The organism is Roseinatronobacter monicus, from assembly GCF_006716865.1.
GTDB classification, from domain to species: Bacteria; Pseudomonadota; Alphaproteobacteria; order Rhodobacterales; family Rhodobacteraceae; genus Roseinatronobacter; species Roseinatronobacter monicus.
The window spans coordinates 3,503,547-3,524,672 of record NZ_VFPT01000001.1 but is presented as its reverse complement, the minus strand read 5'-3'; the positions used below and the strand labels follow the sequence as shown (position 1 = coordinate 3,524,672).

At 59.1% G+C, this 21,126-nt stretch carries 18 protein-coding genes; 10 read left to right on the top strand and 8 right to left on the bottom strand.

All coding sequences use genetic code 11. From position 1 onward, the window contains the following. The first annotated feature begins 123 nt into the window (after positions 1–123). On the top strand, positions 124–3,567 hold the full coding sequence (gene dnaE / locus BD293_RS16735; protein ID WP_142083726.1) for a DNA polymerase III subunit alpha: 3,444 nt from the start codon (positions 124–126) through the stop codon (positions 3,565–3,567). A gap of 138 nt (positions 3,568–3,705) precedes the next feature. Here dnaE and BD293_RS16730 read toward each other — a convergent pair whose 3' ends face one another. Next, positions 3,706–4,662: an L-malyl-CoA/beta-methylmalyl-CoA lyase gene (locus BD293_RS16730; protein WP_142083724.1), complete on the bottom strand. Its 957-nt coding sequence runs from the start codon at positions 4,660–4,662 to the stop codon at positions 3,706–3,708. Positions 4,663–4,923: 261 nt separating this feature from the next. Here BD293_RS16730 and dgcN point away from each other — a divergent pair, with 261 nt between their 5' ends. The 4 genes from dgcN to BD293_RS16710 all read left to right on the top strand — a co-directional run bounded on the left by dgcN (position 4,924) and on the right by BD293_RS16710 (position 9,726). Then, positions 4,924–5,925: an N-acetyltransferase DgcN gene (gene dgcN / locus BD293_RS16725; protein WP_142083721.1), complete on the top strand. Its 1,002-nt coding sequence runs from the start codon at positions 4,924–4,926 to the stop codon at positions 5,923–5,925. A gap of 71 nt (positions 5,926–5,996) precedes the next feature. Next, positions 5,997–6,959: an N-acetyl-D-Glu racemase DgcA gene (dgcA, locus tag BD293_RS16720; protein ID WP_142083719.1), complete on the top strand. Its 963-nt coding sequence runs from the start codon at positions 5,997–5,999 to the stop codon at positions 6,957–6,959. 60 nt (positions 6,960–7,019) lie between these two features. Next, a complete protein-coding gene (ilvD, locus tag BD293_RS16715; RefSeq protein ID WP_142083716.1) occupies positions 7,020–8,861 on the top strand; it encodes a dihydroxy-acid dehydratase in 1,842 nt (613 codons plus the stop codon). A gap of 1 nt (position 8,862) precedes the next feature. Continuing rightward, positions 8,863–9,726, top strand: a complete 864-nt coding sequence (locus tag BD293_RS16710) for a D-amino-acid transaminase (RefSeq protein ID WP_142083713.1) — start codon at positions 8,863–8,865, stop codon at positions 9,724–9,726. A 19-nt stretch (positions 9,727–9,745) separates the two neighbouring features. Here the strand turns inward: BD293_RS16710 and BD293_RS16705 are convergent, their stop codons facing one another. From BD293_RS16705 to BD293_RS16695, 3 genes are read right to left on the bottom strand one after another with little or no spacing between them, the layout of a single operon-like run. Continuing rightward, positions 9,746–10,402 (bottom strand): sugar transferase, encoded by a 657-nt coding sequence (locus BD293_RS16705; RefSeq protein WP_142083711.1) that lies wholly within the window; start codon positions 10,400–10,402, stop codon positions 9,746–9,748. After that, positions 10,399–11,244: an NAD-dependent epimerase/dehydratase family protein gene (locus BD293_RS16700; protein ID WP_170207170.1), complete on the bottom strand. Its 846-nt coding sequence runs from the start codon at positions 11,242–11,244 to the stop codon at positions 10,399–10,401. Before BD293_RS16700 ends, BD293_RS16705 begins: the two co-directional genes overlap by 4 nt. Continuing rightward, on the bottom strand, positions 11,241–12,356 hold the full coding sequence (locus BD293_RS16695; protein WP_142083706.1) for a polysaccharide biosynthesis/export family protein: 1,116 nt from the start codon (positions 12,354–12,356) through the stop codon (positions 11,241–11,243). Before BD293_RS16695 ends, BD293_RS16700 begins: the two co-directional genes overlap by 4 nt. A 972-nt stretch (positions 12,357–13,328) precedes the next feature. On the opposite strand from BD293_RS16695, the gene BD293_RS16690 reads away from it, so the two are divergent. After that, positions 13,329–14,921 (top strand): polysaccharide biosynthesis protein, encoded by a 1,593-nt coding sequence (locus tag BD293_RS16690; protein ID WP_246086336.1) that lies wholly within the window; start codon positions 13,329–13,331, stop codon positions 14,919–14,921. A 106-nt stretch (positions 14,922–15,027) separates the two neighbouring features. On the opposite strand, the gene BD293_RS16685 is transcribed toward BD293_RS16690, so the two are convergent. From BD293_RS16685 to BD293_RS16670, 4 genes are all read right to left on the bottom strand, one after another. Continuing rightward, the gene (locus BD293_RS16685; RefSeq protein ID WP_142083702.1) at positions 15,028–16,917 is read right to left on the bottom strand and encodes a calcium-binding protein; all 1,890 of its coding nucleotides are present in this window, start codon (positions 16,915–16,917) and stop codon (positions 15,028–15,030) included. A 105-nt stretch (positions 16,918–17,022) separates the two neighbouring features. Further along, complete coding sequence (locus BD293_RS16680) at positions 17,023–17,415, bottom strand: hypothetical protein (RefSeq protein WP_142083700.1); 393 nt, start codon at positions 17,413–17,415, stop codon at positions 17,023–17,025. A gap of 1 nt (position 17,416) precedes the next feature. Then, positions 17,417–18,040 (bottom strand): DUF5671 domain-containing protein, encoded by a 624-nt coding sequence (locus BD293_RS16675; RefSeq protein WP_142083698.1) that lies wholly within the window; start codon positions 18,038–18,040, stop codon positions 17,417–17,419. A 3-nt stretch (positions 18,041–18,043) separates the two neighbouring features. Further along, the gene (locus tag BD293_RS16670; RefSeq protein ID WP_142083695.1) at positions 18,044–18,361 is read right to left on the bottom strand and encodes a DUF1244 domain-containing protein; all 318 of its coding nucleotides are present in this window, start codon (positions 18,359–18,361) and stop codon (positions 18,044–18,046) included. 202 nt (positions 18,362–18,563) lie between these two features. On the opposite strand from BD293_RS16670, the gene pyk reads away from it, so the two are divergent. The 4 genes from pyk (at position 18,564) to rplT (ending at position 20,965) form a co-directional block, all read left to right on the top strand. Beyond that, positions 18,564–20,012, top strand: a complete 1,449-nt coding sequence (gene pyk, locus BD293_RS16665; RefSeq protein WP_142084698.1) for a pyruvate kinase — start codon at positions 18,564–18,566, stop codon at positions 20,010–20,012. Between the two features lie 27 nt (positions 20,013–20,039). After that, positions 20,040–20,273, top strand: a complete 234-nt coding sequence (locus BD293_RS16660; RefSeq protein WP_142083693.1) for a hypothetical protein — start codon at positions 20,040–20,042, stop codon at positions 20,271–20,273. Between the two features lie 116 nt (positions 20,274–20,389). Next, entirely contained in the window at positions 20,390–20,590 is a 201-nt protein-coding gene (gene rpmI / locus BD293_RS16655; RefSeq protein ID WP_071479910.1) for a 50S ribosomal protein L35, read from the top strand. Between the two features lie 12 nt (positions 20,591–20,602). Continuing rightward, on the top strand, positions 20,603–20,965 hold the full coding sequence (gene rplT / locus BD293_RS16650) for a 50S ribosomal protein L20 (RefSeq protein ID WP_142083690.1): 363 nt from the start codon (positions 20,603–20,605) through the stop codon (positions 20,963–20,965). Positions 20,966–21,126 lie beyond the last annotated feature (161 nt).

The following is a 21,126-nucleotide window of genomic DNA, read 5'->3' as shown; positions in this document are numbered from 1 at the left end:
CAAAGCCGTATGAGCGCTGTGACACAAGGAAAAACTAATCTCAGACCGGCGAGACTGAATCAATGCCTCATTGATAATCATTGATCCCTTTCCTGCCTCGTCCGCGCAGCCTATACTCTCGCCATGACCCAAACACCTCGCTTCATTCACCTGCGCACCCACACGGAATATTCCCTGCTAGAGGGCGCACTCCCGCTTAAGAAACTGGTAAAAGACAGTGTTGCCAAGGGCTATCCAGCCATTGCAGTGACCGATACCGACAATATGTTCGCCGCACTGGAATTTTCCGTTCTGGCCGCAACCACGGGGCTGCAACCCATTCTGGGCTGTCAGATATCAGTCGCCTATGACCCGCCCGCACCGGGAGAAAAGCTGCGGATGCCCGCGCCCGTTGTGCTGCTGGCACAGTCCGAGCGCGGCTATATGAACCTGATGAAGCTGAATTCCTGCCTGTATCTGCCTAAGGACCGGCCCGTCCCGCAGGTCACGCTGGAAGAACTGGATCAGTATTCCGAAGGTCTGATCTGCCTGTCTGGCGGGGCCGAGGGCGCGGTGGGCAAGCTGATCCAGACCAACCAGATGCCGAAAGCCCGTGCACTGATGGAGCGACTGGACGCGACCTTTCCGAACCGGCTTTATGTCGAATTGCAGCGCCATGCCGATGGCGATGGCCAGATGATGGAAGCAGAGCGCGTGACTGAGCGCGCCTTTGTCGACATGGCCTATGCGCTAGAGCTACCGCTGGTCGCCACAAATGACGCCTATTTCCCGAAACCCGAGATGTATGAGGCGCATGATGCCCTGCTGTGCATCAAGGATGGCACCTATGTCGATCAGGCAGCACCCCGCCGCCGCCTGACACCGCAGCACTACCTGAAATCGCCCGAGGAAATGGCCGCGCTGTTCGCCGATCTGCCAGAGGCGTTGGAAAACACGGTCGAGATCGCCCAGCGCTGCGCTTACAAGGCCGAGAAACGCGCGCCCATCCTGCCACGTTTCGCCGATGACGAGGTGCAGGAACTGCGCCGCCAGGCCAAGGCCGGACTGGACGCGCGGCTGGCAGTCATTCCCCACGCCGCCCCGGTCGCAGAATACGAGGCGCGGCTGGAATTCGAGTTGGGTATCATCGAGGGAATGGGCTTTCCCGGTTACTTCCTGATCGTGGCCGATTTCATCAAATGGGCCAAGGACAATGACATTCCTGTTGGCCCCGGTCGCGGGTCCGGGGCGGGCAGTCTGGTCGCCTATGCGCTGACCATCACTGACCTTGACCCGCTGCGTTATGCGCTGCTGTTCGAGCGGTTCCTGAACCCCGAACGTGTGTCCATGCCGGATTTCGACATCGACTTCTGCATGGACCGTCGCGAAGAGGTGATCCGCTACACTCAGGAAAAATACGGTCATGACAAAGTGGGCCAGATCATCACCTTTGGGGCGCTGCTGTCCAAGGCGGCGGTGCGCGATATCGGACGCGTGTTGCAGCTGCCCTATGGGCAAGTCGACAAACTGTCCAAGCTGATCCCGGTTGAGGGGGTGAAGCCTGTCAGCATCGAAAAGGCACTGGCAGACGAGCCGCGCTTGCGCGAGATGGCAAAATCAGAAGAGGTTGTAGACCGGCTTCTGACACATGCGCAAAAAGTCGAGGGGCTGTTGCGCAACGCGTCGACCCATGCGGCCGGTGTTGTCATTGGCGACCGTCCGCTGGACGAACTGGTGCCGCTCTATCGCGACCAGCGCTCTGACATGCCCGCTACGCAATTCAACATGAAATGGGTCGAACAGGCGGGGTTGGTGAAATTCGACTTTCTGGGCCTGAAAACCCTGACGGTTATTCAAAACGCCATCGAGGTGCTGCGCCGTCGCGGGGTTGATCTGGATATCTCGGCCATTCCACTGGATGATGAGGCGACCTACAAGCTTTATGCCTCCGCCCGTACTGTCGCCGTGTTTCAGGTGGAAAGTTCGGGCATGATGGATGCACTGCGGCGCATGAAACCGACCTGTATCGAGGATATCGTCGCCCTTGTGGCGCTATATCGCCCCGGCCCGATGGAGAATATTCCTACCTATTGCGAGGTGAAGAACGGGTTGAAGCCACTGGAGTCGATCCACCCTTCGATTGATTTCATTCTGGAAGAAACCCAAGGTATTATCGTCTATCAGGAACAAGTGATGCAGATCGCGCAGGTGATGGCCGGGTATTCGCTCGGCGGTGCCGACCTTCTGCGCCGCGCCATGGGCAAGAAAATTGCCGAAGAAATGGCCAAGGAACGCCCCAAATTCGTGAAAGGGGCCATTTCCAACGGGGTTGATGAAAAAAAGGCAGGCGAAGTCTTCGACCTATTGGAGAAATTTGCCAATTACGGCTTCAACAAATCCCACGCCGCCGCCTATGCCGTGGTCAGCTATCAGACCGCCTATCTGAAGGCGAATTACCCGGTCGAATTCATGGCCGGTGTGATGAATTGCGACTTGCACCTGACCGACAAGCTTGCGGTCTATAAACGCGAAGTAGACCGGTTGGAGATTGAGGTCGTGCCCCCTTGCGTCAACCGCTCTCGTGCGCGGTTCGATGTGCAAAATGGCGCGCTGGTTTACGGCCTTGGCGCGCTCAAGAATGTGGGCGTCGAGGCCATGCGCCTGATCGTGGCGGCGCGCGGTGACAAACCCTTTGCCACCCTGTTCGACCTTGCGCGGCGCGTGGACCTGAAACGCGTGGGCAAGCGCCCGCTGGAAATGCTGGCGCGCGCAGGTGCCTTTGACCAGTTAGAGCGCAATCGCCGCCGCGTGTTTGACAGCCTTGACGGTCTGGTCACCTATTCCGCCGCAATCCACGAAGCGCGCGCCTCCAATCAGGTGTCGCTGTTTGGCGAAGCGGGCGAAGACATCCCAGAGCCGCGCCTTGCCGCCGTCGATGACTGGTTGCCAACCGAACGGCTGAGCCATGAACATCTGGCTGTGGGCTTTTATCTGTCCGGCCATCCGCTGGATGATTACGCGGGCCCGCTGAAGCGCAAACAAATCCTGACCTTGGCCGAGGTCGAGAAGAAAGCCGCAGGCGGGGCGTTTGTGGCCAGAATCGCGGGCGCAGTGTCCGGTCGGCAGGAACGCAAATCGGCGCGCGGCAACCGCTTCGCCTTTGTGCAACTGTCCGACCCGACTGGGCTGTATGAAGTGACCGTCTTCTCTGACACGCTGGAAGCCGGTCGCCAGTATCTGGAAGCAGGCCAAAATGTTGTCCTGACCGTCGAGGCAACGATGGAAGCGGAAACCCTCAAGCTGCTGGCGCGCGGTGTGCAACCGGTGGATTCCGTTGTCGCCGATGCAGGGGCGGCGGGTTTGCGCATTCATATCGAGTCGCCGGATGCCATCACCTCGGTTGCGTCATTGCTGGCACGCTACAAAGACGGGCCTGCGCGGTCGCGCGGGCCGCTGTGGTTTTGCGTGACCGATCTGGCAAAGGGTCAGGAATATGACATCGACACCGGGCAGATGTTTGCCATCACACCGCAGATCAAGGGTGCTGTGAAATCGCTGGGCGGTGTGGTGATGGTCGAAGAGATGTAGCAGGCCGCGAATGGCGCAAGCCATGCGGCGCGCCCGACGCGCAGCGTCGGGCGCTGCAAGTGGGGGAACAAAGAGGGGCGCGGCAAATGCCGCGCCCCTCTTTGTTCCCCCACACCTCCCCTTGTCGGGAAAAAACTGTCAGCCCGCAATCATCTCGGATTGCCGCACAATCACTTCGGCTTGTTTGATCGAGGCAATATCGACCAGCCGCCCCTTGTAAACCGTGGCCCCCTCGCCGCGGGCTTTCGCGGCTTCCATTGCCTCCAGAATTTCGCGCGCTTCTGCCACGGCAGCGTCAGATGGGGTGAAAACCTCATTCGCCAAGGCCACCTGTTTGGGGTGGATCGCCCATTTGCCCACCATGCCCAGCGTGGCCGAGCGCCGCGCTTGCGCGCGAAAGCCCTCATCATCGCTGAAATCGCCAAACGGGCCATCGACAGGCAAAACCCCGTGCGTGCGGCAGGCCGCCACGATGGCCGACTGCGCCCAATGCCACGGATCGGACCAATATTGCGCACCTTCGCGCAGCATGTAGTAATTTTCCTGCGTCCCGCCGATGCCTGTGGTCGACATGCCCATTGATGCCGCGAAATCAGCCGCGCCCAAGCTCATCGCCTGCAAGCGCGGGCTGGAAGCGGCAATCTCTTCCACATGCGCGATCCCGGCGGCGGATTCGATAATCACCTCAAAGCTGATGCGCTTTTTGCGGCCCTTTGCCGCCTCGATGCTGGTGACAAGCGCGTCGACCGCGTAGACATCCGCCGCACACCCCACCTTTGGTATCATGATCTGGTCCAGCCGGTCGCTGGACTGTTCCAGCAATTCCACGACATCCCGGTACCAGAACGGTGTATCCAGCCCGTTGATCCGCACGGACAGATATTTGCTGCCCCAATCCACCTCATGCGTGGCCGCGATGATGTTGGCGCGCGCGCTGTCCTTGTCGGACGGGGCAACCGAATCTTCCAGATCCAGATTGATCACATCCGCATCAGACGCCGCCATTTTGGCAAACAGCGCGGTGCGTGAACCGGGGCCGAAAAGCTGGCAGCGGTTGGGGCGGGCTGCGGGTGTGGGCTGAATGCGAAAGCTCATGCGTCACCTTTGGGTCAGGAAATGTCAATTATCTCGCGCCTGGGGATATATTGTTGCGCGGATACGTGCAAGGCGCGTTCTGCACCTGCGAAGTAAATTTGCCGCAGCGCCGCGATAGCTGTGCATATTTCCTGCGCAGAACACCCAAAACACCGAAGAACCTGCGCAAGTTTCTGGTATTCACCCCGGAAAAAACGATAACATTCAATGTAAATCGCGCAAGACTGCCGCTCGATATAATGTTTCATAACGGAGCCTGCCATGATTCAGACCCCCTATCTGCTGTTTCTGGGCGATGCGCCCGACCCTTTGGCGGCCAAGGTTGCCCAAGGCATCAAGGATTGGCGGCCTGAATTCGCCGTAGGACAATTGCGCATGGAGGGCTGCAAGGCCGATATGCGCCTGCCCGACATGACTTTGGCCGAGGCCAAGGCCGCGGGTGCCAAGACCCTTGTTATCGGGGTTGCGAACCGGGGCGGGATCATTTCGGCCGCATGGAAAAAGGTGCTGGTCACCGCACTTGAGGAAGGGTTTGATCTGGCCTCTGGCCTGCACAACCTGCTGCGCGACGAGCCTGACCTGAAAGCCGTGGCCGAAGCCACGGGCCGCAGCTTGCATGACGTGCGCGTGCCTGCCGTCAAATATCCCATCGCCAATGGCGAGAAACGCACCGGCAAGCGCTGCCTTGCTGTGGGCACCGACTGTTCTGCTGGCAAGATGTACACCTCGCTGTGCATGGAACGCGAGATGATCGCGCGCGGCATGAAAGCCAGTTTCCGCGCCACAGGCCAGACCGGCATTCTGATTACCGGCGACGGTGTGCCGCTGGATGCGGTGATCGCCGATTTCATGGCCGGATCGGTGGAATGGCTGACGCCGGACAATGACCCCGACCATTGGGACCTGATCGAGGGGCAGGGATCGCTGTTTCATGTCTCCTATTCCGGTGTGACCATGGCGCTGATCCATGGCGGCCAGCCCGACGCGCTGATCCTGAGCCACGAGCCGACACGCACGCATATGCGCGGCCTGCCCGGCTATGCCCTGCCCTCGCTGGAAGACCTGCGCGACACTGCCCTGCATCTGGCGCGCGTGGCAAACCCTGCCTGTCAGGTGGTGGGCATTTCGATCAACACCGCCGCCATGTCAGAGCAAGAGGCGCTGGACTATTGCGAACAGGTTGAAGCGCGCATGGGCCTGCCGACTGTGGACCCGTTCCGCCATGGCGCTGCGCGTCTGGTGGATGCGCTGGCGGAAGTTTGAGGGGCTTTGCCCCTCTTTCGCCTTCGGCTCAATTCACCCCAGAGTATTTTGGGCAAGAAAATGGAGTTGGCATGTTGAATGTCTCTGACGATCGTTTCGCGCTGGCCGAGGTGTTCACCATCGCGCGCGGATCGCGCACCCATGCGGATGTGCTGACGGTGGAGTTGTCGCGGGAGGGCGCGCATGGGCGCGGCGAATGCGTGCCTTATGCGCGCTATGGCGAAACGCTGGCCTCGGTGCGCGCGCAGATTGAGGGGTTGCCGTCGGACCTGTCGCGGGCCGCGTTGCAAGACGCGCTGCCTGCGGGGGCAGCGCGCAACGCTGTTGATTGCGCGCTATGGGATTGGGAGGCGAAAGCCACTGGCACGCGCGTCTGGGAATTGGCCGGGCTGGGTGCGCCGGGGCCCATGATTACGGCCTTTACCTTGTCGCTGGACAGTCCCGAGAAGATGGAGCTTGCCGCGCGCAAGCACGCGCACAGACCGCTTCTGAAGATCAAGCTGGGCACGCCGGATGATATGCCCCGGCTGGAAGCCGTGCGGCGCGGCGCGCCCGACACACGCATCATCATTGACGCCAATGAAGGTTGGAGCGCCGAAGTTTACAGTGATCTGGCCCCGCATCTGCTGCGTCTGGGCGTGGCGCTGGTGGAGCAGCCCTTGCCTGCGGGCGCGGATGATATGCTGGCCGAGATCGCCCGCCCCTTGCCTGTCTGCGCAGACGAATCCTGCCATGACCGCGCCAGCCTGCCTGCCTTGCGCGGCAAATATGACATGGTCAATATCAAGCTCGACAAGACCGGCGGCCTGACCGAGGCGTTGGCCCTGCGCGACGCGGCGCGCGCGCAAGGGTTCAAGGTGATGGTCGGCTGTATGGTCGGCAGTTCCCTGGCCATGGCCCCTGCCGTTCTGGTGGCGCAGGGCGCGGAGGTGGTTGATCTGGATGGACCGTTGTTGCTGGCCGAAGATCGTGCGGTGCCGTTGTTATTCGACGCAAAAGGCGTGCATCCCTCCATGCCTGCGCTTTGGGGCTGACCCCTCTTTCCCAAGCTTTAAGCATGCGCTATGCATTGCGCGAATTTGGAGGACAGCCCTATGCCAAGATACCGTTCGCGCACGACAACACATGGTCGCAACATGGCCGGGGCCCGTGGTCTTTGGCGTGCCACAGGCATGAAAGATGGCGATTGGGACAAGCCGATCATTGCCATTGTGAACAGCTTTACCCAGTTCGTGCCGGGCCATGTGCACCTGAAAGATCTGGGCCAGATGGTCGCGCGCGAGGTGGAAAAAGCGGGCGGTGTCGCCAAGGAATTCAACACCATTGCGGTCGATGACGGCATTGCGATGGGCCATGACGGGATGCTGTATTCCCTGCCCTCGCGCGAAGTCATCGCTGATTCGGTCGAATATATGGTCAATGCCCATTGCGCCGATGCGATGGTGTGCATTTCCAATTGCGACAAGATCACCCCCGGCATGCTGATGGCAGCGATGCGCCTGAATATACCGGTGATCTTCGTGTCCGGCGGACCGATGGAGGCGGGCAAGATCGACGTCGATGGCGTGGACAAGGCACTGGATCTGGTCGATGCGATGGTTGCAGCAGCCGATGACAAGTATACCGACGCGCAAGTGCAGGCGATTGAGGAAGCCGCCTGCCCGACCTGCGGGTCGTGTTCGGGCATGTTCACTGCCAATTCCATGAACTGCCTGACCGAAGCCTTGGGCCTGTCGCTACCCGGCAACGGCTCGACCCTTGCCACACATGCGGACCGCAAGAAGCTGTTCTTGCGGGCGGGTCATCTGATCGTGGAACTGGCCAAGCGCTATTATGAGCAGGATGACGAAAGCGCGTTGCCGCGCAATATCGCGTCTTTCAAGGCGTTCGAGAATGCCATGTCGCTGGATATTGCGATGGGTGGGTCAACCAACACAGTGCTGCACCTGCTGGCCGCCGCACATGAGGGCGAGATTGACTTCACCATGCAAGATATCGACCGCCTGTCGCGGCGCGTGCCCTGCCTGTGCAAGGTCGCGCCCGCAAAGGATGATGTGCATATGGAAGATGTGCACCGCGCAGGCGGGATCATGTCGATTCTGGGCGAACTGGACCGCGCAGGCCTGTTGCACGCAGATTTGCCCACAGTTCACAGCAAAACCATGAGCATGGCCCTCGATATGTGGGATGTGTCGCGGACCAGTGACCCCGATGTGCATGATTTCTACCGCGCGGCACCGGGCGGCGTGCGCACCACGCAGGCGTTCGGGCAGGACAAGCGCTATGGCAGCGTCGATCTGGACCGCGAGAAGGGTGTGATCCGATCCAAGGCACATGCCTTCAGTCAGGATGGCGGGCTGGCTGTGCTGTTTGGCAATCTGGCCGAGCAGGGCTGCATTGTGAAAACCGCCGGTGTGGACGCGTCGATCCTGAAATTCAGCGGCCCTGCGCGTGTGTTCGAGTCGCAGGACGATTCTGTCAGCGCCATTCTGACCGGCAAGGTCAAGGCGGGCGAGGTTGTCATCATCCGCTATGAAGGGCCGCGCGGGGGGCCGGGGATGCAGGAAATGCTGTATCCGACCAGCTATCTGAAATCCAAGGGATTGGGCAAGGATTGCGCACTGGTGACCGATGGGCGGTTCTCAGGCGGCACATCCGGTCTGTCGATTGGCCATGTCAGCCCCGAAGCCGATGAAGGCGGGCTGATCGGCGTGGTGGAGGATGGCGACCTGATCGAGATCGACATTCCAAACCGCACCATTCATCTGGCCGTGGATGACGCAACCCTTGCTGCGCGCCGCGCCGCACAGGACGAAAAAGGCTGGAAACCCGCCAAACCACGCCCTCGCAAAATAACAACCGCGCTGCGCGCCTATGCAGCGCTGACCACATCGGCGGCCATGGGGGCCGTACGAAAATTGCCCGAAGGAATGTGACATGAGCCGCACCGTCTATGTAAATGGTGACTACCTGCCCGAGGGCGAGGCCAAAATCTCGATCTTTGACCGCGGGTTTCTGATGGCGGATGGCGTTTATGAGGTCACGACCGTTATCGACAGCAAACTGATCGATTTTGACGGGCATTTCACCCGGTTGCAGCGCTCCCTGGACGAGCTGGGCATCGAAAACCCAATGGACCGCGAAACATGGTTGGAAGTGCATCGCCAGCTTGTTGCGCAAAACGCGGTCGATCAGGGGATGATCTATCTGCAAGTCACGCGCGGGGCACCCGGCGACCGAGATTTTGTGTTTCCAGACCCTGAAACCACCAAACCCACTGTCGTGCTGTTCACGCAATCCAACCCTGCACTGGTCGACAGCCCGAAAGCGAAAAAGGGCATCAAGGTTATCACCATCGACGACCTGCGTTGGGGGCGGCGCGATATCAAGACGGTGCAACTTCTTTACCCCAGCATGGGCAAGATGATGGCGATCAAGCAAGGCGCAGATGATGCGTGGATGGTACAGGACGGCGAAATCACCGAAGGCACGTCGAACAACGCCTATATCATCAAGGATGGCCGCATCATCACCCGTGCGCTGTCCAATGACATCCTGCACGGAATCACCCGCGTCGCCGTGTTGCGGTTCGCACAAGAGGCGCAAATGCCCGTCGAAGAGCGCAGCTTCACCGTGGAAGAGGCGAAATCAGCGGATGAGGCCTTCGTGACCTCAGCCAGCACATTTGTCATGCCAGTGGTGGAAATTGACGGCGCAAAACTGGGCGCAGGCACTCCGGGGCCGCTGGCGCTGCGCTTGCGCGAAATCTATATTGATGAAAGCCGCAAGGCCGCGATCTGACCGAGGTCAGGTTGCGGGCCTATTTTCGCGCCAGTCCCTTCCAGTCGCGTGGCAGCCTGCGCATGCGCGCATATCCGAAAACGCGGGCGACTGTCAGGGTGATCAGCCACAGGTCCAGACGCATTGTGCGGCGGCGCTGATAAATCAGGTCGATCTGTGCCTTGCGCGGAATGCACAGGCGCACATAAATGGCATCCGTCTCCTCCGGGGTGCGCGCGCGGGCCAGCAGGCGTTGCTCGTGGGATGCAAAGACAAGCGTTGCAAGCCCCGTCACGCCGGGTCTTGAGCGCAGCACTTGCGCATAGATTTCCGGGCAGCGTTCGACATATTGGCGCAAGGGCGGGCGGGGGCCGACAAAACTGATATCGCCGCGCAAAATATTGAACAGTTGCGGCAACTCATCCAGTCGTGTGTGGCGCAAGACCCGCCCTACAGGTGTCACCCGTGCGGCCTTGTCCCCGCCAGAGACACCGCTATCGGTCGCAACCACTGTCATGCTGCGCAATTTCCATAGGGTGAAGGGCTGTGTGACACTCCGCATGCGTTCACTGCCAAAAAAGACTGGGCGCCCCTGTCGCACCCACAGCCAACACGCGAGGAAAACCATCAAAGCTGCGGCTCCGGGTGCCAGAACGCAGGCAAACAATAGATCAAACAGGCGTTTTATGGGTGTCATTGCTTGTCCCAGTCTGCGCGCCAATCCGCCACAACCGCTTTCGCGCGCGCCTCTGGAACCGGCACCAAGCCCACCAGACGCGTGACATCCAGCACAACCTTTTCCACAGCAGTTTCTGGCGCAGGCTGCCATGTCACGTCCAGACCGGCCGCCTGGCAAAGATCTTCCATAGCGACCCCTCGCTTTAACGCTATGTTGAGATGCTTCGGCAGCGTTGCGCCTGACCACGCTTTGCGCATCAGAGCCTGCAAAACGGTGCTCAGGCCGTTTGGTCCGATATAGGACCGGACAGGCCCTTGCCCGCTGTCGAACCGGTCCAGTATGCGGAATGATCCAGATTGGCCAAGCAGCGCATCTGCCCCTGCAACATTGCCGATCCGCAGCGCCGTTGCCTCTATCCCATAGTGCTGCGCAAGCGCCAGAGCTTGGATTTCCATTTCAAGCTTTGCCGTCCCATAAGCCGAGAGGGGGCATGCTGGCACGTCTTCGCGATGGGGGTGTTCTGACACACCGTAGACAGCAGCCGAAGATGACAACATCACATTTCGTGCCCCAAGCGCATGTGCACATCTGACAGTTGCAAGCGCCAGATCGGTGTTGCGCGACAGCGCCCCCTTGCCCGGAACAATCCCTGCCAGCCCCAAGACAATATCAACAGGCGTTTGGGCAGGCGGCCCTTCAAGGGGATCGAAAACCAGATATTCACCCAAAGGTGGCGGCGCGATTGGGGCCGCGCGGAACTGCCAGATCGGGTGAATTTCTGTATCGTACCAATGCCGCTGAAGAATCGCGCCAAGACGCCCGCTGGCCCCCAGAACCAGAATGCGCGGATTGTGTGTCACAGGGTGCCGACAGCCCGTCCAAATCCAAGGATTGCGCCGAACAGAGTGAGGACGCGTTGCGTGGTCACAGCCGGTGCCTGCGTTGCCAGAACAATGTCGTCAGGCTGGATCAGAAACTCGTCCGCGCTGAACATGCCATTGGCTGTCGTCAGATCAAAACTGAACACGACGCGCGTGTTTGGCGGGCCATCCGCGCGCAAGGTCTCGCTTTGGTCATACCGGCGCAAGACAAGCAAACCGCGCGGGTCGGCGCGGGTATCCGCTATGCCGCCCATCAGCGATATGGCCCGCAGCGCACTGACATCTTGTTTGTCAAAACCGATGACCTCTTCGCGCTCCGAGGCACCCAATGCCTTGAAGCTGCGCGGGTCCGTCTCGATCAAAACCCGGTCGCCGCCACGAATGGCGGGATCATTGGATGGGCTTTGCAGAACGAACTCCCAAGAGCGCCGAAACACCTGACTGCCCCGCATGATCTGCACTTGCGGGTTCTTGAGCGAGGTATCAATCCCGCCTGCCGCCGCAATCAAGCTGGTCAGGGGCAGATTGCGTTCATTCAATGGATAGGTTCCGGGGCTTGCAACACCGCCCAGCATCTGCGCCGAATTACGCCGCCCCTCGCTAACCTCAAGCTGCACTTGTGCTGAAGGTATGATCGCGGTCAGACTTTGCTGAATTCTGGTGCGCGCGCGCTCGGCTGTCAGCCCCCCGACTTGCACTTCGTCGATATAAGGCAGGCTCACATTGCCGCCCGCTGTAACAACAACGTTGGCAATATCGGCAAATGGCGCTTCTGCACTTGCGATCAGAGAGCTTTCTTCCGGGTCCCAGATGCGCAACGACAGGCGATCCCCCGGTGCGAGCACCTGATCGGAGGGCACGCCGCCCCCTTGTGGCCAATCCGTGCGCATGCGGCCATTGCGCGGATTCCAAGCAGGATAAAGCGCAAGCCGGTCGCGGGACACGAGTTCCAGCGCGAAATCCGCCCCTTCCGCATCGGGTCGTGCCAAGACCTCGCGTTGGGTGGGCGCCCCGCGCGGCACAGCGCAACCGCCAAGCGTCAGAACTGCGATTCCGCCCAGCACCTGACGTCTATTCAAATCGACAGTCAAATCCCACTCCTCGGTCCAAGCCTTGCCTCTCTTCTCCTATGTAAACGCACCGGGGTCAATGCATCCTTGGCACACCAGTTCAGACCCACCGAGGTGCGACGTCTTTGGGCAACAGCGCGGGCCGTTGTGTGCTAGGCGTTTCGACGTCCGTCGCGCCAAATATGCAAGAAGGGTTCGGTGATCATCTGCACGCCGGGTAAGGGCAACACATCGCGTTTTTCTTCGTAATGTCGGCAACTTGCGTGTGGGCGCAGATACTTGCATTTTGACACTGCGACAGTTGGGCAGGACGCTGACGGAACATCGTTGGGCGGGGTTCCGCTGAACCTTGGGGGGGAAGTTTACACATACCGAGCCAAAGATGCTATATTAACAACCATTATCGGCCAGAAATGCCGCAACTTGAAGATGTGTATTGTGTTCGGGTTGACATCTTAGGGTCCATCTGTGCCATAACCAAACTATATTTCATGAACTGTATTCTAATTTTTTTCACACCATCCAGTGCAACCGGCGTCGTGTGTAACCAGAGTAGATGACCATATGTTGGCAAGCCATATTACAAAACTTTCGTTACATCGAATGCGACGGTGGCGTAAATTCGCGCGCAGCAAATGGCTGCGCGGAATAACTTCGCTGCCAGACCAGCTTGCCCGAACTGAAAAACGCAACATCCATATCTGCATTGATATCTGCCTTATCACGGTATCTTTCGTGGTGGCGGTACTGCTAAGTGGCACGCCCCCGGCGCAACTGGGGGCTGCTCAGACATGGGCTGTTTTCCTTCCTTCGGTAGCGGTCACCGTGTTTGTTTTTCATAGATTTGGCCTCTATCGGGCGGTCCTTCGATATATTACCGGTAGAGCCATTCGCAGTGTCATTGCTGGCGCATTTGCTGGGGCAGGGGTTATGCTGGCTGCAACACTTGCACTCGGTGTCCCCGTGCATCCGTCTGTCATCATGATACATGCCATGACAGTTATACTTGCTGTAAGTGGCATACGATTCTGGGCGCGCGCGATCTTGCGTGCGCCGGGACTTCGGAAATCAACACCGGTGATTATCTATGGTGCAGGAAAAGCCGGACAGCAGTTGGTTGCAGCCCTATATCTGAGCGTTGAATATTTGCCGGTTGCCTTGGTGGATGATGACGCACGTTTGCATGGAACAACCATCAATGGCGTGCGGGTCTATCCGTCCGTGGACCTTCGATCACTGATCGCCAAATACCACGTACGAGAGGTCCTGCTGGCCCTTCCAAGCCTAAGCCGGGTGCGGCGGCGGCACATTGTTGCGCGCCTTGAAACGCTCGGCGTAGAGGTCAAGACAATCCCCAGCATCGGCGATGTGGTGTCCGGGCGTGCACAACTGACAGACCTAAGACCTGTCATGCCAGAGGAACTCTTGGGGCGTGATCCTGTTCCTGCCAGCAAAACGCTGATGCAGCGCACTTTGGCAGGCAAATCCGTTTTGGTAACAGGTGCGGGCGGCTCGATCGGGGCAGAGCTTTGCCGACAGATCATGACGCAGAAACCCAAAGCCCTGATCTTGCTCGATGTGTCGGAAATCGCACTTTACAACGTGGTGACGGACTTGCGCGACACATGGGGCGAGGCGGCCGCCGTGTTGGTGCCTGTCTTGGGCTCGGTGCAAAACCCAAGGCGAATGCGGGCGATCCTGCGCCGATTTGGCGTGGAGACAGTGTATCACTCAGCCGCGTACAAGCATGTTGCGATCGTTGAGCACAACAATATCGAGGGCATTCACAACAATGTTTTCGGCACGCAAGTCATCGCAGAGGCCTCGGCGGAATGCGGTGTGGAAAACTTCATACTGATCTCCACCGACAAGACTGTACGACCCACCAATATCATGGGTGCCAGCAAGCGCGTTGCGGAACTGATCTGTCAGGGACTGGCACAAGAGAACCAAGGTGGGACCGTGTTCTCGATGGTTCGTTTTGGGAATGTGCTTGGGTCGTCCGGCTCTGTGATTCCCAGATTTCGAGAGCAGATCGAGCGCGGTGGTCCGGTCACTGTGACCCATCGGGATGTCACACGATACTTCATGACCATTCCCGAAGCCGCGCAACTGGTCATTCAGGCAGGCGCCATGGCCCGCGGCGGGGATGTCTTTGTTCTGGATATGGGCGAGCCTGTCCGTATCCTCGACCTCGCAAAATCAATGATCAGACTTCATGGACTGGCCCCCTACATGCTTGACGAAAACGGGCAGCCCGAAGGCACAGTTCAAGATATTGCAATCCAGATCACAGGCCTGCAATCCGGCGAAAAGCTTTATGAGGAGTTGCTGATCAGCAATTCCCCCAAAGGCACAGAACACCCGCGGATCATGACCGCATCGGAACTTGTGATGCCGCCCGCTGACCTTCAGAGGCTTCTCAAAGACCTGCATGCGGCCTGCACCGGGTTTGACCCGGAAATGCTACGCCATGTCTTGATGCGCGCGCCGCTTGGATACGCACCCAAAGATGCGAATATCCATGACATAATATGGCAAAAACAAGAGGCGGCGCTTGTTCCGAGCGTGCCACTGGCCCACTGAACCGCTCCGCCGTTCCGCGATATCGGTTGCTGGAGCTGCCTGCCAGAAACTTGCGCGCAAAGCCGCGATCTGATGCAGCGGCGGGTTTCGGTCCGTGTAGCTGGGTTTAATCGCCCGAAACATCACGAACGGTCAATGCACCGGCCGCAAGGGTCGCGCGATTCTCGAGAATGATGAAGGGTCGGTCGTCCAGCAAAATGCGCACTTCATTCGCCTCTGCGTCTTCGATGATTGTTATTGGTATCTGTGGCATGTCGGGCGTTGCAAAGAACGCATCTACATAGACTTCAATCCGCTCATCATCTTCCAGATCGGTAATGCGGACCACGCTATCCACGCCTGTCCATGACGGATAATCAACCGTAATCACAAATTCATCTCGCCCCTCGCCACCTGTCAGAACGACATCTCCTGATCCGGGATTTGTCAGCAAGACGCCGATTACGTCATCTCCCGCGCCGCCATCAACTCGCGCACCGCCATCACGCCAGATATCGACTTCTATCGCATCATCACCATCGCCGCCAAAGAAACTGCCTTGGCCAAACATAGAGTCAGGTCCGGCACTGCCGATCACAATAGAATCCGGGCCTTCGGATATCAGGGGCGTCGCGGGCAACAAGGATGGATCGCGGGCCGAAGCATCGACTGTGGCGCCGTTCCCGACTGTCAGCTTGCCAACGCGGTCCACGTCAAGCGCCCCGCCCGCCCATGCTGCAACCGCCCCGCCATCTTCCGTCAGCGTGACAGTCAGGCCGGGTGTGTCGCCCATGAACCGAAGCACAGTACTCCCGCCAATGACAGAGGAGCTGCCCGTGGCCCCTTCGGCCAGTGTAGTAAAGGTCGTGATGCCATCATTATTGATGAATTCATTGTCACCCCCTGAAATCTGCGCCCGTACGATGCCATCATCGAACATCGAGATCGAATTTGTGCCCCCGTCCAGTGTCAGATCAAGCGATCCGCGCCAGTTGCTTATGCTGTTTGTCCCTTCGGTCGCCGTCACTTGAAGCCCGATACCGGATACATGAATCGCGTTCTCGCCCGGACCAAGGATGATACTGTTGATCTTGGTCAGGACCGTCGGCTCCAGATCGGTGTCGGCCACTTGCAGCGTCATGATGCCTTGTTCATCTGTCATGATCACGGCATTCCCGCTGAATTGCGACAGATCAAGAACCGGGTTGAGCCCGAAAAAGTCATTCAGCTCTCCGCCGCCTGCATAGTCGTCAGTGACAATGAACCTCTGTTCGCCCCAGATTTGATCCGGGGTTGCGGGCAATTGCTGCACTTCAACCCCAAGCGGCATGGCAGGGGGTGTTTCAGGAAAAATTAGCGCCGCCCCCACAACCTCTAACGCATCGAAATCGTTGACCAGATCTTCCAGCGCGCCCTGCATGTCGTCGCTGCCATAGCTGGACAGTTGCACGACATTGACCCCGTTGATCTGGATCATCAGCCCTTCGCCATCGGGGGCAGGCACGCCAGTCAACAGCACCGTGTCATCACCGAACATCGGAAAACTACTGTCGCGCAGGTCAAGGACAAGACGATCCTCATCAGGGTTGAAATCCTCGATAACTGTGGGCGCAACGGGTTGGCCATTACTGCCGAGCAGATCGAAATTGGCACCCAATGGCAGCAGTTTGATTACAAAGGTATCTTCACCCTCGCCCCCGTTGAGCACTGCGCCACCGCCGACAGAGACAAGCTCGTCATTCCCGTCGCCGCCCAGAAGTATGCTGTCGCCGTAGGTGATCAGAACATCATCGCCGCCAAGGCCAAACACAGTTTCGCCCCCCTGACTGACCAGATAGTCGTCATCTTCGGTGCCAAAGATCACGCCCTCCTCAGATGGGTCCTCATCGTCTGGGGGTGATGTTCCGGTGCCTGTGTCAGCCGTCGAACTAGAGGAAACAAGCAAATCGCTGAACGCAAGCAAGGCGCCTGCACCGAGCAGAAAATACAAAAAACCCAGTTCCATCTGAACACTCATACTGAAAATATTCACACGACTGTGATGCGAAACAAAATCTGAGTCAACATAATAGCCCCGCTGGGCACGGCTGGCACCCGCAAAGGCCCCGCGCGCTGCGGTCTATCAGCCCCGTATTCGGCTTTCTGTGCGCCGCAGGATCAGGCAGCCCGCGTCGCGGTCGAAATCGGCGCGGTAGGCCAAGGTATCGGTGCGGGCTGGGCGCTCAAACTCCGCACAAACACGCACAATATCAGGTGCCGTGCGGGTGATCTGATAGGGCGTATCCGTTTTTGGGTCGGTCACGCGCGGGGGTGGCGGGCAGATATCCGATGTATCATCAAGGTCCAGTTCCTGATCCAGCAGACAGGTCACATGCCGACCAAGTGCGTTAAGGTCAGTCATACGCTGCGCATCGCGCCGCTCGGCGCGGGCCTGTTCCGGCCCGCCAATGGTCGCAACCGCGCCAATCATCACGGCAAGGCTTAGGATCACAAGGACCAAGGCGGGGGCGCGCATGTCAGCCTTCCGCCAGAAAGCTGCGAAACCAAGCGATGACCAACCCCGCCACCAGCGCCACAATCGCGGCCTTGATCAGGAATTGCAGCGTCATGTCGCCATTCAGAAACGCAAAGACCACCGCAATCGAATCCGCCACCAACACAAGCGCCGCAAGAAACACGGTAATAGCGCCGAATTTCTTGCGCGTCGGCGACCGAAGCTGCCCCGGATTGGCGCGCGCGTCTCTATCCGTGCGCGCCTGCAACCACAAGAACAGCGGCAAGATCACCACAAGCACCGCAATCGACCACCGCATTGACCGCGCGGTCCCATAGCCAGTGCTGCCATCGGCCTCGGGCACCCATATCTCTACCAGCCAGAAGGCCAGCGCCACCACATTCCAAGTGACAGACAGCAGTGCAAAGAACAGCAGCGCGTATGTCGCCGCCTCGGCTGCGCTGACAGAGGGGCGCGGGCGTGGCACCGGCAGGCGCAAGCCATGATCGGCCCAACCTGCCAATGCATTGTCAATCTCGGGCTCCGACCAGCCCGCAGCCGCCAGCGCGGCGCGCAGGTCTTGGGCGCTGTGACCCGCGCGAAAGCCGTCCTGCACGAAGGTCGCAAGCTGATCGGCGGGTTTCATCTGCTATGGCTTTTGATTACTGACGTTTTCAGCAAAGGACTTCTCGAATGCGGCCTGCTTGTCGGGGCTTGCCTCGGTCTGGTATTTGTCGCGCCATTCCGCATAGGGCATGCCATAGACGATTTCGCGCGCCGCCTCTTTGTCCATGTCGATTCCGCGCGCATTCGCGGCTTCCATATACCAGCGCGACAGGCAGTTGCGGCAAAAGCCGGTCAGGTTCATCATGTCGATATTCTGGACATCGGGGCGTTTGTGCATCAGGTGATCCATCAACGTCCGAAAAGCTGCGGCTTCCAATTCTGTGCGGGTCTGTTTATCCATATTTCATACTCCGGTGCGTTACGTGTAACCTGCGCTTGCGCCGCACCTTCGTCAAGCCTGACGAGACTTGCAAAACGTGCCGGACCTGATAGTTGTTTGCGCTAACGGCTTCGGTTTTCCGGCTTCCTGTCATAAACCCTGCGTAAGCTGACCCAGACACACGGCGCTGCGCCGACAGAAAGGATACTATATGACCTCTCCATTGCGTCGCCATCGCATGATCAAGATTGTGGCCACGCTCGGCCCGTCCTCGTCCAGCTATGAAATGATCCGCGCATTGTTCGAGGCAGGCGCCGATGTCTTTCGCCTGAACATGAGTCATGGCACCCATGACGAAATCGCTGCACGCCACGCCATCATTCGCCAGATCGAGGTTGATCTTGGCCGCCCGATTGCCATTCTGGCCGATCTGCAAGGGCCAAAGCTGCGTGTCGGCACCTTTGCCGAACCTTCGGTCGAACTGGAAGAAGGGCAATCTTTCCGGCTTGACCTGGATGAGGCAGATGGCGACGCCACGCGCGTGAACCTGCCACACCCTGAAATCTTCAAAGCGCTGGAGCCGGGCGAAGACCTGTTGGTCAATGACGGCAAAATCCGGCTGCGTGTAAATACCTGCGGCCCTGATTTCGCGGATTGCACCGTGACAGTGGGCGGCACCATTTCCAACCGCAAAGGCGTGAATGTGCCGGGCGTTGTTCTGCCACTGGCGGCCCTGTCCGACAAAGACCGCGCGGATCTGGAATTTGTCTGCCGTCTGGGTGTCGACTGGCTGGCCCTGTCCTTCGTGCAGCGCGCATCCGATGTGACAGAGGCCCGCGAACTGATCCAAGGCCGCGCCGCGATCATTTCCAAGATCGAGAAGCCCGCGGCGGTTAAGGCGTTTGAGGAAATTCTGGCGGTGTCAGACGGTATCATGGTCGCACGCGGTGATCTGGGGGTGGAATTGCCTGTGCAGAACGTGCCGCCCATCCAGAAACGACTGGTGCGCCGGACGCGCGCGGCGGCCAAACCCGTGATCGTGGCCACGCAGATGCTGGAATCCATGATCGAAAGCCCGATGCCCACCCGCGCCGAAGTCTCGGACGTGGCGACGGCCATTTACGAGGGGGCAGACGCGATCATGCTGTCCGCCGAATCCGCCGCCGGGCAATACCCGATCGAGGCGGTCACCACGATGAACAATGTCGCCATCGAGGTCGAGAGCGATCCGACCTATATCGAAATCATCGACAGCTCGCGCAAGGTCAACCATTACACCATCGCCGATGGTATGGTCGCCGCCGCGCGTGAACTGGCCGAGAAAACCGATATCGCCGCGATCTGCTGTTTCACGGAATCGGGCACCACCGCCAATCTGGTCGCGCGCGAGCGCCCGCATGTGCCCATCATCGCCATCACGCCCATCCAGCCGGTTGCGCGCCGCCTTGCGCTGGTTTGGGGCGTGCATTGCGAAACCATCACCGGGGATGTCGAGCGTTTCAAAAAGGCGGTCATCAACGCCGTGCGAGTTGCGCGCAAATACGGTTTCGCCACCGAGAAGGACCAAATCCTTGTCACCGCAGGCATTCCGTTCAACCAGCCGGGCACAACCAATATTTTACGCGTCGCCCCCTGCGCTGAGCACTTGATCATGACAGGAGAGCCCGAGTAAGCTGGCGCTTTAAGAACTCGGTGCATTATGGATCATGAAACTCTTTTTCTAGCCGGCATTTTCCTGTTGCCGCTGGCTTTTGTCAGTTTCGTCAGTGCGTGGACGCATGGCCACAAGCCCGTCTTTGCATCGTCGCTTTTGATCCTGAGCGTTCTTCTGATTGCCTTCGTCGCGTATGATCGCCCCGAAGGCATGTTCCACATCGCCGAGATTCCGACCCTGACAACCCAGTTTGTTGCACGCGTTGCCGCGCTTTTCTAGGCGGCGCTCTTGCACAGCGCTTGGTTCTGCGCTAAGCGGCGCGCTCTAAGTAGAATGCGGCCGGCCGAGAGGCATGCCGAGTCGCATCAACCACCCTCCACCGAAAGGAGACGGAAATGCCCAAGATGAAGACCAAATCCGGCGCCAAGAAGCGCTTCTCCATGACAGCCACAGGCAAGGTCAAGGCAGGTCAGGCAGGCAAACGCCACGGCATGATCAAGCGGACCAAGAAATTCATTCGCGACGCGCGCGGCAACACAATCCTGTCCGATCAGGATTCGCGCATCGTCAAGAAATATATGCCCTACGATCGCTAAGGAGCAGCTGTCATGTCACGTGTAACGTCCGGCAAAGTCACCCACGCCCGTCATCGCAAGGTCGTAAAGGCCGCCAAAGGCTATTACGGCGCGCGTTCGCGCAATTTCCGCACTGCGACGCAGGCTGTGGACAAAGCCAACCAATATGCCACCCGCGACCGCAAGGTTCGCAAGCGGAACTTCCGCGCCCTGTGGATTCAGCGGATCAACGCCGCAGTCCGCGAGATTGATCCCGCCCTGACCTATTCGCGTTTCATCAACGCACTGGGGCTGGCTGGTATCGAAGTGGACCGCAAGGTTCTCGCCGATCTCGCAGTGCACGAGCCCGATGCCTTTGGTCAGATTGTCGCCAAGGCGAAGGCCGCAATGGCCTGAACCGGCCATCAGTGAATTTGAAACCCCCGCAACGCATCCGTGTTGCGGGGGTTTAACGTCCAAAAACCTTGACCCAACGCGTCGCGCGCCGTATGAGATCGCGACCCTTGGGCGAGATTCGGCCAAGGCTAACGCCTGTTGCCATACCTGACAGCTTCATC

What these genes read in the sequence shown, in the direction of transcription:
- dnaE (WP_142083726.1), top strand. Translation starts at nt 124, where the DNA reads ATGACCCAAACACCTCGCTTCATTCACCTGCGCACCCACACGGAATAT.
- BD293_RS16730 (WP_142083724.1), bottom strand. Translation starts at nt 4,662, where the DNA reads ATGAGCTTTCGCATTCAGCCCACACCCGCAGCCCGCCCCAACCGCTGC.
- dgcN (WP_142083721.1), top strand. Translation starts at nt 4,924, where the DNA reads ATGATTCAGACCCCCTATCTGCTGTTTCTGGGCGATGCGCCCGACCCT.
- dgcA (WP_142083719.1), top strand. Translation starts at nt 5,997, where the DNA reads ATGTTGAATGTCTCTGACGATCGTTTCGCGCTGGCCGAGGTGTTCACC.
- ilvD (WP_142083716.1), top strand. Translation starts at nt 7,020, where the DNA reads ATGCCAAGATACCGTTCGCGCACGACAACACATGGTCGCAACATGGCC.
- BD293_RS16710 (WP_142083713.1), top strand. Translation starts at nt 8,863, where the DNA reads ATGAGCCGCACCGTCTATGTAAATGGTGACTACCTGCCCGAGGGCGAG.
- BD293_RS16705 (WP_142083711.1), bottom strand. Translation starts at nt 10,402, where the DNA reads ATGACACCCATAAAACGCCTGTTTGATCTATTGTTTGCCTGCGTTCTG.
- BD293_RS16690 (WP_246086336.1), top strand. Translation starts at nt 13,329, where the DNA reads ATGACAGTTATACTTGCTGTAAGTGGCATACGATTCTGGGCGCGCGCG.
- BD293_RS16685 (WP_142083702.1), bottom strand. Translation starts at nt 16,917, where the DNA reads ATGAGTGTTCAGATGGAACTGGGTTTTTTGTATTTTCTGCTCGGTGCA.
- BD293_RS16680 (WP_142083700.1), bottom strand. Translation starts at nt 17,415, where the DNA reads ATGCGCGCCCCCGCCTTGGTCCTTGTGATCCTAAGCCTTGCCGTGATG.
- BD293_RS16675 (WP_142083698.1), bottom strand. Translation starts at nt 18,040, where the DNA reads ATGAAACCCGCCGATCAGCTTGCGACCTTCGTGCAGGACGGCTTTCGC.
- BD293_RS16670 (WP_142083695.1), bottom strand. Translation starts at nt 18,361, where the DNA reads ATGGATAAACAGACCCGCACAGAATTGGAAGCCGCAGCTTTTCGGACG.
- BD293_RS16660 (WP_142083693.1), top strand. Translation starts at nt 20,040, where the DNA reads ATGGATCATGAAACTCTTTTTCTAGCCGGCATTTTCCTGTTGCCGCTG.
- rpmI (WP_071479910.1), top strand. Translation starts at nt 20,390, where the DNA reads ATGCCCAAGATGAAGACCAAATCCGGCGCCAAGAAGCGCTTCTCCATG.
- rplT (WP_142083690.1), top strand. Translation starts at nt 20,603, where the DNA reads ATGTCACGTGTAACGTCCGGCAAAGTCACCCACGCCCGTCATCGCAAG.